Below are 13,095 nucleotides of genomic sequence, written 5' to 3'. Positions count from 1 at the left end.
GGGGCTCCCTAGATCGCTTGGGGGAAGCGGAACAACCGGTTCGGGTCATGGGCGCGTCGGACCTCCTGGAGGCGGGCGAGGTTCGTCCCGTAGTAGGCCGAGCGCCAGTCGACGAGCTTCGGATCGACGTAGTTCTGGTACGCGCGACCGCTCGCCCAGGGGCGCAGGTCCTGCCAGAGCCCGTCGAGCCAGCCCTGGTGCCGGGCCACCTCGTCGGCCGACGCGGACTCGGGCCAGTAGGCGAGGTACTGGGACAGGAACGCGCTGTCGCGGTGGACGAACGCGGTGTCGGAGGGGCCCGGCCGGTTCATGGCCCCGCCGCACTCCCCGAGGAACTGGACCACGCCCCGCCCACCGGCCGGCGCCGCCCGCGCGTAGCCGCGCACGCCGGCCAACACCGCCCGGACGGCCGCCTCCGGCAGCCCGGCGCCGGTCCAGAAGTCCGAGCGGGCCGCGTACGAGGCCCGGCCGACCACACCGCGCGGGTCGTGGCCGGGCAGGGTGCCCGGCAGGCGGCACCGGGCGGCGGCCCGCTCCTCGCAGCCGGCCATGGCCCGCAGGGTGTCCCCGTACCCCCGTACGACGAGGTGACGCTCCAGCGGCTCCCGGCCGACCAGGTCGGACAGACGGGTCAACTGCCGTTCCAGTTCGCCCCGCCCGTCGAAGCACAGCACCTTCACGGACGGGACGGGTTCCGGACCGGACTCGATCACGAACTCCACGTGGCTCCAGAACGGGTCCGGCAGCCCGCCCGACCAGCGTTGCCAGCCGCTCAGCACCGCCGCGGACCGCGCGGCCGGCCAGTGCAGTTCGGCGAAGGCGACGTCCCCGACCGGGTGGGTGCGGAACCGGAACTCCGTCACCACGCCGAAGTTGCCGCCCCCGCCGCCACGCAGCGCCCAGAAGAGGTCGGGATCGTGTCCCGCGTCGACGTCGCGGACGAGGCCGTCGGGAGTGACCACCCGGGCGCCGGTCAGCGCGTCCGAGGTGGTGCCGTGCACCCGCGAGGCAAGTCCCATGCCCCCGCCGAGCGTGAGCCCGGCGATCCCGACCGAGGGACACAGCCCGGTCGGGATGCCCCGACCGCGTGCGGCGAGCGTGGCGTTGACCTCGCCGAGGCGGGTGCCGGCTCCGATCCGTGCCCCGTCCCCCTCGACCGCCACCTCGGCCATCGCCCCGACGTCGACCACGAGCCCGCCGTCGCCGCCGGACCAGCCCGCGTAGCCGTGGCCGCCACCGCGCGGCACCACCGGCACGGCGGAGCGACGGGCGAAGTCCAGGCAGGCGGCCACGTCCGAGGCGTGCGCGGGAAACGCCACCGCGGCCGGCGCGAGGCCGTCGTAACGGGGCTGGAAGAGCCGGCGTGCCTCGGGGTAGTCCCGGTCGCCCGGCAAAACGATCCGCCCGTCCACGGAGCGGGCGAGCGCGGCGAAGTCGGGGCCGCGTACGAGGCGCCGGGACGGGCGGCGGACGAGGTCCGAGGGACCCCGCGCGGTCGCCCCGACCGTGGCCAGGACTGCGGCGGCCGCGCTTGTGAGGACCAGACGGCGGTGCGGGCTCATCCCCCCTTCCTGCCATCGGCCGGCCGGTTCGGGGCGAAGGCGGGACCACAAAGGGCGAGTTGCCCCCCGAACGGCCCAGGAACCCGCTCGTCCCCGTCCCCCCGCCCGGCCGGACGCCCCCGGGTCAGGGGGATCCGGGGGAGTCCGGATCGGGTGTGCGGGCCAGCAGGAAACCCTGGGGGGAGCGTTCCCCGTCATCGGGTTCGCGCACCAGGCGGGCCACCTCGGTCAGGCCGGCGCCGGTCAGCAGTGCGGCCACGCGCTCGGGCGCCATCCCGTACACGTCGAGGTCGACGGGGTGTCCGTACGCCCGCTCCAGCCGGGTCCGGTACTCCCCGGCCTTGAACGCGATCAGCAGGTGGCCGCCCGGCGCGAGCACCCGCGCACACTCGGCGAACACCGGCGGCAGGTCCTGCGGCGGGGTGTGCACGGTGGAGTACCAGAGCAGCACTCCGCCCAGGACCCCGTCGGCCACGTCCAGCGCCGCCATGGAGCCCACCTCGAACCGCAGCCCCGGATGGGTCCGCCGGGCCACCGCCACCATCGCCGGCGACAGGTCCACGCCGAAGGCCCGTACGCCGAGACCGGTCAGGTGCGCCGTCACCCGACCCGGGCCGCAACCCAGGTCCGCGACGGCGCGGCCCTGTCCGCCGTCCTCGCCCCGCACGCATTCGGCGAAGGCGGCCAGCATCGCGCGGTCCAGCGGCTTGCGGGCCAACTCCGACTCCAGGAGCCGGGCGTAGTCGACGGCGACGGCGTCATAGGACACCCGCACGGAATGCAGGTACGAGGTGGCGTTCATGCCCCTGGACAGTAGCCCGCGCGGAGGCCCGACTCACCCCCCGGACAGCGGATTGGGGAGGTCCGCCCACTGGTCGCCCGACGTACCGGGAGCCAGCCGCATCAGCGTGAGCGCCTTGACCGGCAGCGGACCGGACCGCAGGGCCTCGGTGTCCGCCGTGGCGGGGAGGTCCGCCAACAGCCCCAGGGCCTCGCCGAGGGCCGGGGCCGATCCCGCCGTGGCGGCGAGGGCCCCGGCCGCCAGCGAGCCGAACAGCTTGCGCCGCAGCACCGTCTCGTCGTCGGTGACCAACCGTCCCGACACCGGAGGCGCCGCCAGCCCATGCCGGGCCAGTCGGGCGGGGCTGATCCGGATGTCGGCGAGGTCGCGGTAGACCAGCCGCAGCGGGGACCCGGTGGGGGAGAGGACGACCAGCAGGTTCTGGCCGTGGGCCTCCAGGGCCACCCCGAGGTCCAGCACCTCCAGACACACCGACAGCGCCAGCCGGGCGAAGTCCGCCCGCCAGGCCGGCGAGGCGGCGAGCGGGGTGCCCGCGAGGGCCGCCACCGGTACGACCCGCTCGCCCGGGCCCGCGTACGCCTCCGGGGGCTCGCGGAAGACCGTCGCCAGGTCCGGGCTGTGCGCGGTCGCGGCGGCCAGGGTCCGCGTGACGTGGAGGCGGCCGCCGAGCCGCTGCGACAGCGCGTGCGCGAAGGCGGAGACGGCGGCCGCCGTCTCGATCGAGTAGCCGGAGATGTCCCGCACCGAGGAGGTGAGCCGGGTGCTCAGCGAGGTCTTCACGTGGGGCCCGCCCCCGACCGGGGCAAGGGTCCGCAGCGACATCAGCGGATGCGCGGCCGGGAAGGGGCCGCCCCCGCCCCGCGCGCCGCCCTGCTTCAGGACGTGCTCCGCCTGCCACGGGTGCACCGGGAGCAGCACGTGCCCCCCGTCCCGCAGCTCGGCCGGCCAGTCCCCGGTGACCAGGCACTCCTCGGCCCGGACGGAGACCGTCCCGAGTGCCACGAGCGGCCGGTGCTCGGGCGCGTACGCCAACTGCTCCGCCACCGAGAAGCCGGGCCGGGAGCGACAGTTGGGGTGGTAGGGGTGGCCGTCGACCACCCGCTGTTCCCACTCCCATCCCGCCAGCGGGGCGCCGTCCGTCGCGGGGTCGGGCTGCCCCGCCCGGGACAGCGCCAGCGAGGCGGTGCTGTCGTCCAGCTCGGCCGCGAACGCGGCCCCGTGCGGCACGTCGAGCGCCGACATCAGGCGCGCCGCGTGCCGGTACGCCCGTCCGTCGAACCGGATCTCGGTGACGTGGGACCGGGTGGCGTAGGGATCGGGCAGCGGCCCCTCCAGCCGTCCACCCCGGGAGGTGACGAGCACCAGCGAATCCGGCCCGGACTCCCGTCGCACCACCCAGGGCAGCGGTTCGAAGGCCAGCGCCCGCCAGAGCCGGGTCAGCACGGCGGCCCGCGCGCCTTCCAGCTCGGCGGCGTACGCGGCCACGAGGTCGGGCCGTACGTCGGCCAGCTCGGCGGCGACGGTCTCCTCGGCCGGGGGGACGGGGACGTGCGTGCTGCGGTCCAGGGTCCTGGTCCTCTCTCATCATCGGGTACACCTGATGATCGGTGATGATCACCGAATGGATCGAACGGATCGAATGGAACCAGTGGACCTCAACGCCGCAGCCGACGCCCTCGCAGCCGTTCCGCTGCTCAACTGCCTGCTGCGGGAGGCCGCCGATCCCACAGGTGAGGAGGGTGTCCACCGCCTGCGCGGCAGCGGCCGACTGCTGCGGGTGGCGGGCGGTCGACGGCCCGGGCGGCCGGAACTGCTCGTCGGGAACGGCCGGCATCCGCTGGGCCTCGCGGAACTGGTCAAGCTCGCCTCGGACGAGCTGCGCCTGTACACGGGCGTCTCCAACGACGAACTGCCGACGGAGATCACCGACAGCCGGGACGCCGTCGCCGCGCTGCTGGCCGCCCGGGCCGCGGCCCCGGCTCCGCAGGACCCCTACGTCCGGTCCGAACAGGCGCTGGTGATGGGCCACCCGCACCACCCGGCCCCCAAGTCGCGGGGCGGCGCGCCCGCCGCGAGCTGGCTGCCGTACGCGCCGGAGGCGCACACCCGGTTCCCCCTGGTCCTGCTCGGCCTGCGGGAGGACCAGGTGGTCGAGGAGGGCCCGCCGTCCGCCTCCGAGGCGATCGACTCGCTCGCGGAACTCCTCGACGGCCCGCGCCCACCCGCCGGGTACCGGCTGCTGCCGGCGCACCCCTGGCAGCTGGACCTGGTCGGCGGCCTCCCCGCGGTGCGCGCGGCCTTCGCCGACGGGCGGCTGCTGCGACTCGGACCGACCCGGCGCCCGGTCTGGCCGACCGCCTCGATCCGGACCCTGTACGCGCCCGATCCCAGCGCCGACCTGTTCGTCAAGTTCAGCCTCGACGTCCGCGTCACCAACGACGTCCGTCGACTGTGGAGGCACGACCTGCTGAGGCTCAGGCGCACGGACTCCGCCGTCGAGGCCGGGTTCGCCGAACTGCGTCGCGAGGGGTCGCAGGCCGTCTGGCTGGCCGACCGGGGCTACCGCACCGCCGGCTTCGCCTTCGAGGAACTGGCCGTCCTGGTCCGCGACGGACTGCGCGGACAGGGGCTGCCGGGGACCGATCCGCTGCTGGCCGCCGCGCTCGCGGAGGGCTTCCCGGGCAGCCCGTTGGCCGCCACACCCGACCCGGCCGGGTGGTGGAGGGCGTATCTGCGCCAGGTCGTGCCCCCCGTGTTGGAGCTGTTCGCCCGGCGGGGGATCGTGCTGGAGGCACATCTCCAGAACTGCCTGGTGGCCGTCGACGGCCGGGGCATGCCGGTGCAGGCCTTCTTCCGAGACGCGGAGGGCGTGAAACTCCCGGGGGACCTGTCGCGGGAGGACGGATGGCAGCGGCTGCTGTACTGCCTGGTGGTCAACCACCTGGCCGAGGTCGGCGGGGCGCTGGCCGAGGCGCATCCGGCCGTGGTCGGCCAGGTGTGGCCGGCCGTCCGGGAGGAGTTCCGGCGCGGCGAGGCCGCCACGGGGCTCGCGGAGATCGGTGAACTGGCGACCGCCCCGTCGCTGCCGGCCAAGACGAACCTGCTGCTGAGGTGGACCGGGGCGGACGGCGCGGACGCGCGCTACCTGCCGCTGCCGAACCCGCTGAGGGGGTAGCGGGCCGGGCGTGGCATTCCGGCCAAGGTGGTGTCGGTCGACCCTTCCCCCGGTGTGGAAAGGTATAGACCAATGCTACGTTGGTCGGGCAGACCGCGCAGTCCTTGACCACCCGTCAGAGGAGTAGCCATGCCCTCCCCTTCGCGGGGCGGCGCCCCGGCCGCCATGCCCAAGTATCAGCGGATCGCCGCAGCGCTGCGGCACGAGATCGACCGCACCGCGCACACCCCCGGCGCCAGACTGCCCTCCGAACGCAGCCTCGCCGCCCGCTACCAGGTCAACCGGCAGACCATCCGAGCCGCGCTCCAACACCTGCGGGCGGACGGGCTGATCGTCACCGGCCGGCGCGGCACCCGGCCCGCCGCGGCGCCCACGCCCGTCCCCGCCCCGGCGGCCGGCTCCGTGCCGGCCCAGTGTTGGGTCGCGTTCGTCAGCCTGGCCCCGACCCACGCCGCGCTGCTCGGCATGAAGGGCGGCGAGCGCACCCTCGTGCACCACCGCCGCGAACGGGACCCGGCGGGGGAGACCCTCCAGCACGCGGTCACCTACCTCAGCCCCGTCGTGGTGGCCGTCACCCCCGAACTCTCCGCGCTGTGTCGCCGCACCGCCGCCCGCGACGAGGACCTCGGGCCGCTGCACCGCTGGCTCGACCGCGCGACGGCGACCGGCCGGGTCGCCGAGACCCTCACCATGACCCGCACCAGCCACCCGCCGAACTCCCCCACCACCTGCGGACTGAGCGTGCGCCGCACCCTCCACGACGGCTCCGGCCGGCTGCTCGCCGTCACGGACCTGGCCTTCCCGACCTGGGACCGGCTCACCTTCCACCGGGACCGGGCCGCGGGCGGATTCCGCGTCAGCTGACGGCGCCGCTCGGACGGGACACCCCGGCGCGCCGCCCCGGCGCCCCGTGCGGGGCGGCGTACCGGCACTCTAAGACCGTGCCCCCGCGCCCGTCGGCCGGCCCGGCCGGCATGTCAGGTGTGGGTGTGGATGTCGCCGCTGGTCGTCGAGGTGATGACCTCCCGCCGCCCGAGATCGCCCGGGGGGATCCCCGGATGGTGACCGGGCGGACGGCTGCCCGGGGGGACCCCCAGGGCCAGTCGGGAGACGATCCGGTAGCGGTCGCCCCGGTAGACGGAGTGCACGTACTCCACGGGGCGGCCGGTGGAGTCGGTGGTGAGCCGCTCGATGAGCAGGGCCGGCGAGAGCAGCGGTACGTCCAACAGGCGGGCCTCGGCCTCGTTGACCACCGTCGGCTCGATCGACTGCCGCGCCTCGTGGACGAAGACCCCGTGGCGGTCCCGCAGGTGCTCGTAGAGGTCCCCGGCCTCCAGTTCCGCCGGGGTCAGGGCCGGGACCAGATCGGCCGGGATGTGCAGGTGCTCGATCGCCATGGGGGCGCCGTCCACCAGCCGCAGCCGGGCGATGTACAGCAGTTCCTCGCCGGGGGAGACGCGCAGCCGGCGGCCGGTGCGGGCGCCCGCCCGGACGGTGGCGTGCTCCAGGATCCTGCTCGACCAGTGGCCCGCCGCCCGGCCCACGGCGAACGCCGACTCGTCCGGGGTCAGCTCCTGCGTGATCTTGGCCGGGGCCACGAACATCCCGCGTCCGTGTTCCCGGACGAGCGCGCCCGTCGCCACGAGTTCGTCCACGGCCGCGCGCAGGGTGGGGCGCGACACCTCCAGCGTCACGCACAGGGTGCGTTCCGAAGGGATCGCCTCCCCGGGTCGACGCGTGTCGATCAGCCCCAACAGGTGCTCGCGGACCCGCTCCCGCTTGAGCACCGAACCGGTGGCCGGCCCCCGGGCCGCCGCCGAGGGATTGCGCTCCATCACCCAGGTCCCTTCCGCCGTGCCCGACTGTCCAACTGGTCATATGCATCTAAGCATTCGGCGGACTGATCCGCGAGATCCGGTCATCGATTCCCCGGGGCGCGGGGGTTGACGGGTCGAAGAGGGCGTGTCACCTTCGAGCCACTCGGTTAACCAATTGGTCAGTTGGTCAACTCTCCTGTCCTCAGGGTGAGTTCCGACGGCGATCAGGTGAGGACTCCCGCCCCGTGCCCGACCACCACACCGCTCTCGCGCTCGTCCCCCGCCCCCACTCCGTCGTCCCGCTTCCCGGCAGCTTCGTCCTCGACCGGCACACCGGCCTGCGCGCCGACCCGGGCGCCGAGGGCGCCGCCGACCTGCTGCGCGCGCTGCTCGCCCCCGCCACCGGACTCCCGCTCGCCCCGCGCTCCGACGGGCGCCTCGCCCTGCGCCTCGACCCGAGCACCGACGACGGTGACGAGGGCTACCGGCTCACCGTCACCGCCGACGGCGTCCTGCTGAGCGCCGCCCGCCCCGACGGCCTGCTGCGGGGAGTGCAGACCCTGCGGCAACTGCTGCCCCCCGAGGCCCTCGCCGCGGCGGCCCGGCGGCGCACCGGCTGGCCGCTGCCCTGCGTACGGATCACCGACCGGCCCCGGTTCGCCTGGCGCGGGGCCATGCTCGACGTGGCCCGCCACTTCCAGCCCGTGTCGTACGTACGCCGCTTCGTGGACCTGCTCGCCCTGCACAAACTGAACGTCCTGCACCTCCACCTCACCGACGACCAGGGCTGGCGACTGCCGGTGGCGGCCCGCCCCCGACTCACCGCCGTCGGCGGGCGGCGCGAGGAGAGCGCGGGGGACGGCATCCCGCACGAAGGCGCGTACGAGCGCGCGGAACTCACCGCCCTGGTCGACCACGCCGCCCGGCGCGGGGTGACGATCGTCCCCGAGATCGAGATGCCCGGTCACGCCCGGGCCGCCCTCGCCGCCTACCCGCACCTGGGCAACCGGCCCGGCACACGGCTCGCACCCTGGACGCGCTGGGGCGTCTGCGAGAACGTCCTGGGAGTACACGACGAGGTGCTCGACTTCTGCCGGACCGTCCTCGACGAGGTCGTCGAGATCTTCCCCGGGCCCCACGTCCACCTCGGCGGCGACGAATGCCCGAGCGTCGAATGGGAGCGCTCGGCCGCGGCCCGCGCCCGCGTCGCGGCCGAAGGGCTCGCCGGGCCGGCCGCCCTGCACGGCTGGTTCATGCGCGCCGTCTCCGCGCACCTGCGCTCCCTCGGTCGACGCCCTGTCGGCTGGACCGGCGACGGCACCGACCTCCCGGCCCCCTTCACCGTCATGGCCTGGCTCGACCCGGAGCACGGCAGGGCCGCCGCGCTGCGCGGCCACGACGTGATCATGACCCCGTTCCGCTCCACCTACCTCGACCACCCCCAGTCCGCGGACCCCGCCGAACCGGCCGGCCAGGACGGGGTGGTCACCCTGCGCGACGTCTACGAGTACGACCCCGCCCCGGCCCACTGGGAACCCGAGGCCGCACACCGCGTCCTGGGCACCCAGGCGCAACTGTGGACCGAGTACGCGCGCACCCCCGACCGGCTCGAATACCTGGCCTTCCCGCGCCTGTGCGCCCTGGCCGACCGGGCCTGGTCCGGACACCACGACTGGCCGGACTTCCGGCGCCGGCTCGACCGGCACCAGACCCGCCTCGACGCCCTCGGCGTACGCGGCCGATCCCCCCACCCCGAGAGGAACGCATCATGCGAACCACGAAGCGGCGTAAGGCCGTTGCCCTCGCCCTCGCACTGACCTCAGGCCTCGGCGCGGCGGCCCTGACCGCGCTGCCCGCGAACGCCGCGGCCGGCTCGGTCAAGGTCGAGTACCGCACGAGCGCGAGCGGGGCCACCGCCGACCAGGTCGAGCCCTGGTTCAAGGTGGTCAACAACGGCTCCGAGGCGGTCCCCCTCAACCAGGTCACCCTGCGCTACTACTTCAGGTCCGACGGCCCGAACACCGAGTACCGGTACGCCTGTTCATGGGCGGTCAAGGGATGCGCGAACATCACCGGCACCTTCGGCACCCTGGCGACCCCCACCGCCGGCGCCGACCGCTACCTGGAGATCACCTTCACCGCAGGGGCCGGATCCCTCGCCCCGGGCGCCGACACCGGGGACATGCAGCTGCGCTTCCACCGCGCCGACTGGCAGCCCCTGAACCAGGCCGACGACTACTCCTTCGGCGCCGGCCGCACCACCTACGGGGACTGGGACAAGGTCACCGCCCGGGTCGGCGCCGGCACCGTCTGGGGCACCGCGCCGGGCGGCAACACCCCGGACCCACAGCCCTCACCGACCCCCACACCGGACCCGACCGACCCGGGGCCCGCCGGCGCCACCCTCTTCGACGACTTCGCCTACACCTCCCACACCGACCCGGCGATCTCGGCGCACGGCTGGAACGTGCGCTCCAACTCCGGAGGTCCCGGCGTTCCGGGCGCCGCCTGGGCGCCCGAGAACGTCACCTTCGGGGTCGAGGGCGGCAACTCCCTGATGAACCTGGAGACCTCGACGGCCGGCACGGGCGAGAGCACCCGGCAGACCGAGGTCCTCACCAAGGCGACCAAGTTCAGGAACGGCACGTACGCGGCGCGGGTCAGGTTCGCCGACGTACCCCGGTACGGGCCGGACGGCGACCACCTCGTCCAGACCTTCTTCACCATCAATGACCTCAAGGCCCCGATGGCCGACGACTACGCGGAGTACGACTTCGAGTACCTGCCCAACGGCGGCTGGGGCGAGCCCGCGAACATCCTCTACACCACGTCCTGGGAGACCTACCGCCCCGACCCGTGGGAGGCCGTCAACCAGCACACGGAGTCGCGTGTGAGCCACGCGGGCTGGCACGACCTGGTGCTCACCATCGACGACCGGAAGATCGTGTACTACGTCGACGGTCGGGAGTTCGGCACGCACGACGCCCGCTACCTGCCCGAGCGGCCCATGTCGATCAACTTCAACCAGTGGCTGATCGACCTGAACGGGCAGCCCGGAACCGCGCCGCGCGCCTACGACCAGAAGGTGGACTACGTCCTGCACGTCAAGGACCAGGTGCTGAGCCCGGCCCAGGTGACGGCCAGGATCAACGCCTTCCGGGCGGCCGGCACCACCTACCAGGACACCGTTCCGAACGGCTGACGCGTGGGCGCGGCGGTGCGCTCCGGGGCGCCGCCGCGTCGCGGGACGGGTGCGAGCGCGCGCCCGTGTGACACATCCCACCCCGATCCGGTGGCCCGGCTTCGGGAGCGGGCGGTCGTCACCGGGGGCGCGAATGTTCCGAGGGGAGCCGCTCGGGGGAGGTCCCGCCGGCCGGCGGGGAGTCGCCGTCCGCGGTGGCGCGAGCGGTCTCGTGCCCGGTCGCGCGCGGGTCCGGGGCGGCGGGGGCGCCGGTGAGGAGCGCGAGGAGCCCGGCCACCTGCACGCCCGCCTCGGCGGGGTGCCGGAAGACGGCGCCCACGGAGATCTCGTACCGATTGCGACGTCCGTCACGCACCCGCTGGAGGTATCCGTCGGCCTCCAGGTCGGTGACGATCGTCTGCACGGTGCGCTCGGTGAGTCCGCAGGTGGCGGCCACATCGCGCAGGCGTACGGCAGGGTCTCGCGCGATCGTCACGAGCACGCGGGCGTGATTCGTGAGGAAAGTCCAATTGTGTCGCTGAGACGCGGTCCCCATATGCTCATGATGCGTTACCTGATTCAGGTGATGCAATACGTGAAAGTGATTTCCTGTAATTCTTGACGTATGAGCCGAAGAGGTCCAGCATCTACGGCAGTCAAGGTCACGCGCCGCAAGCCGACCAGCCCAAGGAGCGAACCCCCATGCCGGTCCCCGCCCCGTCCTCCCAGATCGACGACACCGCCACCGCCGCCGTCCCCCGGCCTCGCCGGAGCACCGCCGCAGGTCTGCCGCGGATCGAAGACCCCCGGGAGATGGCCCCCGCGGACGCCCGCGAACTGTCGCGGGTCTTCTTCAAGCGGCTCCGCGAGCTGTCCGAGGGCACCCCGGAGTACCAGTACGTCCGCAACACGCTGATCGAGATGAACGCCTCACTCGTCCAGTACGCCGTCCGCCGCTTCCGCACCCGCGGCGAGGGCGGCGACATGGAGGACATCGTCCAGGTCGGCACGATCGGCCTGATCAAGGCCATCGACCGGTTCGACCCGAGCCGCGAGAACGAGTTCTCCACCCTCGCCATGCCGTACATCACCGGCGAGATCAAGCGGCACTTCCGTGACACCAGCTGGGCCGTCCACGTGCCGCGCCGGCTCCAGGAGCTGCGCATCGACATCGCGAAGGCCAAGGAGGAGCTGACCGTCCGCCTGGACCGCTCCCCGACCGTCGCCGATCTCGCCGAGCACCTCGACCTCAGCGCCGACGAGGTCGTCGAGGGCCTGGTGGCCGCCAACGGTCACACCTCCGGCTCGCTCGACGCCCCGCACACCGAGCACAGCGACGGCCCGACCGAGGGCCACACCCTCGCCGACGTCATGGGCGAGGACGAGCCGGCCATGGAACTCGTCGAGGACATCCAGTCCCTGGCCCCGCTCCTCGAACAGCTCACGGACCGCGAGCGCCGGATGCTCCAGATGCGCTTCGGCGAGGAGCTGACCCAGGCCCAGATCGGCGCCGCGCTCGGCATCTCCCAGATGCAGGTGTCGCGTCTGCTGACCCGCCTCCTGGCCCACCTGCGCGCCTCCATGCTGGCCGACGCGGACCACACCGAGGGATCGGCCGCGCACGCCGCCTGACCTTCGGCCCGGCACGCCCGAACCCCCGGCCCGGCCCGCCTCGCGCGGCCAGGGCCGCCTCACCCGGCTGCACCCCCCTCGGTCTCGGGGTGCCGCCGGGTGAAGCGGTGCCACCAGCGAGCGGACCCCGGCTTCACGACCTCGACCTCGACCTCGGGCTGCCGCCGGGTGAAGCGGTGCCACCAGTGCGTGCGCCGCGGATGCACGGCCCGCCCGAGCCGCCGCCCCAGCAGCAGGTAGCCGAGCAGGGCGCCCGTCGTGTTCAGGATCACGTCGTCGACGTCGAAGGCCCGCCCCGTGACCAGGGCCCCCTGGACGAGTTCGACCAGGGTCATCACGACCGTCGTGCACAGCACGACCCGCGCGAGACCGCGGATCTGCGGCACCAGCACCGGCAGCAGCACCCCGAACGGCACGCCCAACAGCAGGTTCCCGCCGATCTGACGCGCGGCCTCGCGGGCCGTGCCGTGATTGACGTAGGCACGGATCGACTGCCCCGGGTGGACGTTGCTGTACGTCAGCGCCTCCGAGGCCGGGGAAGGCTCCAGCGTCAGTCGGGCGAGCACCACGCTGAAAGCCACCGTCGCCCCCAGCGCGGCCGCCATCGCGAGCGCTCGCAGCGCCGGGTGCGCTCCCGTCCCGGGTACCGGATTCCTGTGCCGTATCGGATTCATGGGCACCGTATGCCCAGCCGTCGCGGCCCGACCCGTGGTAACCCCGACTGTTCGTCGAGCGCCTCGCGGAGCCGGTGGACCGACGATGCGCGTGAGCTGGATCACCTTGGCGTTTGCGGTGGTTGAGGGAGGGCACCCGGGCCCCTGGAACGGAACCTTCCGCTTGCCGCCGACGCGGCGCGCGCGAGGGCGGGCGGATCCCGCATCGCTCCACGGCCGCCGGCCCCATCGGCACGCCGTACCCGTCACGAC

11 protein-coding genes are annotated in these 13,095 nt (G+C 74.0%); 5 read left to right on the top strand and 6 right to left on the bottom strand.

The window, feature by feature from the left end; all coding sequences use genetic code 11:
- Positions 1–8: 8 nt before the first annotated feature.
- From OG906_RS05300 to OG906_RS05290, 3 genes are all read right to left on the bottom strand, one after another.
- Positions 9–1,562 carry an FAD-binding oxidoreductase gene (locus OG906_RS05300; protein WP_329440479.1) on the bottom strand — a complete coding sequence of 518 codons (1,554 nt, stop codon included), beginning with the start codon at positions 1,560–1,562 and terminating at the stop codon, positions 9–11.
- Positions 1,563–1,686: 124 nt separating this feature from the next.
- Complete coding sequence (locus OG906_RS05295) at positions 1,687–2,364, bottom strand: class I SAM-dependent DNA methyltransferase (RefSeq protein ID WP_329440477.1); 678 nt, start codon at positions 2,362–2,364, stop codon at positions 1,687–1,689.
- A 33-nt stretch (positions 2,365–2,397) separates the two neighbouring features.
- Positions 2,398–3,849 (bottom strand): IucA/IucC family siderophore biosynthesis protein, encoded by a 1,452-nt coding sequence (locus tag OG906_RS05290; protein ID WP_329440475.1) that lies wholly within the window; start codon positions 3,847–3,849, stop codon positions 2,398–2,400.
- Positions 3,850–3,985: 136 nt separating this feature from the next.
- Here OG906_RS05290 and OG906_RS05285 point away from each other — a divergent pair, with 136 nt between their 5' ends.
- Positions 3,986–5,539: an IucA/IucC family protein gene (locus OG906_RS05285; RefSeq protein WP_329440473.1), complete on the top strand. Its 1,554-nt coding sequence runs from the start codon at positions 3,986–3,988 to the stop codon at positions 5,537–5,539.
- Between the two features lie 129 nt (positions 5,540–5,668).
- Positions 5,669–6,403 (top strand): GntR family transcriptional regulator, encoded by a 735-nt coding sequence (locus OG906_RS05280; RefSeq protein WP_329440471.1) that lies wholly within the window; start codon positions 5,669–5,671, stop codon positions 6,401–6,403.
- Between the two features lie 113 nt (positions 6,404–6,516).
- On the opposite strand, the gene OG906_RS05275 is transcribed toward OG906_RS05280, so the two are convergent.
- Positions 6,517–7,374, bottom strand: coding sequence for a GntR family transcriptional regulator (locus tag OG906_RS05275; RefSeq protein WP_329440469.1), 858 nt, complete (start codon positions 7,372–7,374; stop codon positions 6,517–6,519).
- Positions 7,375–7,601: 227 nt separating this feature from the next.
- Here OG906_RS05275 and OG906_RS05270 point away from each other — a divergent pair, with 227 nt between their 5' ends.
- Together OG906_RS05270 and OG906_RS05265 are read left to right on the top strand one after the other, a co-directional pair.
- Positions 7,602–9,173, top strand: coding sequence for a beta-N-acetylhexosaminidase (locus OG906_RS05270; RefSeq protein WP_329440467.1), 1,572 nt, complete (start codon positions 7,602–7,604; stop codon positions 9,171–9,173).
- The gene (locus OG906_RS05265) at positions 9,125–10,558 is read left to right on the top strand and encodes a cellulose binding domain-containing protein (protein ID WP_329440465.1); all 1,434 of its coding nucleotides are present in this window, start codon (positions 9,125–9,127) and stop codon (positions 10,556–10,558) included. The genes OG906_RS05270 and OG906_RS05265 overlap by 49 nt, the downstream gene beginning before the upstream one ends.
- 118 nt (positions 10,559–10,676) lie before the next feature.
- On the opposite strand, the gene OG906_RS05260 is transcribed toward OG906_RS05265, so the two are convergent.
- A complete protein-coding gene (locus OG906_RS05260; RefSeq protein ID WP_402303158.1) occupies positions 10,677–11,039 on the bottom strand; it encodes a helix-turn-helix transcriptional regulator in 363 nt (120 codons plus the stop codon).
- A 200-nt stretch (positions 11,040–11,239) separates the two neighbouring features.
- On the opposite strand from OG906_RS05260, the gene OG906_RS05255 reads away from it, so the two are divergent.
- Positions 11,240–12,169: a SigB/SigF/SigG family RNA polymerase sigma factor gene (locus OG906_RS05255; protein ID WP_267799800.1), complete on the top strand. Its 930-nt coding sequence runs from the start codon at positions 11,240–11,242 to the stop codon at positions 12,167–12,169.
- Positions 12,170–12,228: 59 nt separating this feature from the next.
- Here OG906_RS05255 and OG906_RS05250 read toward each other — a convergent pair whose 3' ends face one another.
- Entirely contained in the window at positions 12,229–12,843 is a 615-nt protein-coding gene (locus OG906_RS05250) for a VanZ family protein (protein WP_392897082.1), read from the bottom strand.
- Positions 12,844–13,095: the final 252 nt, after the last annotated feature.

The sequence above is a fragment of the Streptomyces sp. NBC_01426 genome, from assembly GCF_036231985.1.
GTDB lineage: Bacteria > Actinomycetota > Actinomycetes > Streptomycetales > Streptomycetaceae > Streptomyces.
This window is presented reverse-complemented; position numbering and strand designations above follow the sequence as displayed.

Excerpts from the sequence above, each read along its gene's own strand:
- OG906_RS05255 (WP_267799800.1), top strand. The coding sequence starts at position 11,240 with ATGCCGGTCCCCGCCCCGTCCTCCCAGATCGACGACACCGCCACCGCC.
- OG906_RS05285 (WP_329440473.1), top strand. The coding sequence starts at position 3,986 with ATGGATCGAACGGATCGAATGGAACCAGTGGACCTCAACGCCGCAGCC.
- OG906_RS05265 (WP_329440465.1), top strand. The coding sequence starts at position 9,125 with ATGCGAACCACGAAGCGGCGTAAGGCCGTTGCCCTCGCCCTCGCACTG.
- OG906_RS05280 (WP_329440471.1), top strand. The coding sequence starts at position 5,669 with ATGCCCTCCCCTTCGCGGGGCGGCGCCCCGGCCGCCATGCCCAAGTAT.
- OG906_RS05300 (WP_329440479.1), bottom strand. The coding sequence starts at position 1,562 with ATGAGCCCGCACCGCCGTCTGGTCCTCACAAGCGCGGCCGCCGCAGTC.
- OG906_RS05250 (WP_392897082.1), bottom strand. The coding sequence starts at position 12,843 with ATGAATCCGATACGGCACAGGAATCCGGTACCCGGGACGGGAGCGCAC.
- OG906_RS05275 (WP_329440469.1), bottom strand. The coding sequence starts at position 7,374 with ATGGAGCGCAATCCCTCGGCGGCGGCCCGGGGGCCGGCCACCGGTTCG.
- OG906_RS05295 (WP_329440477.1), bottom strand. The coding sequence starts at position 2,364 with ATGAACGCCACCTCGTACCTGCATTCCGTGCGGGTGTCCTATGACGCC.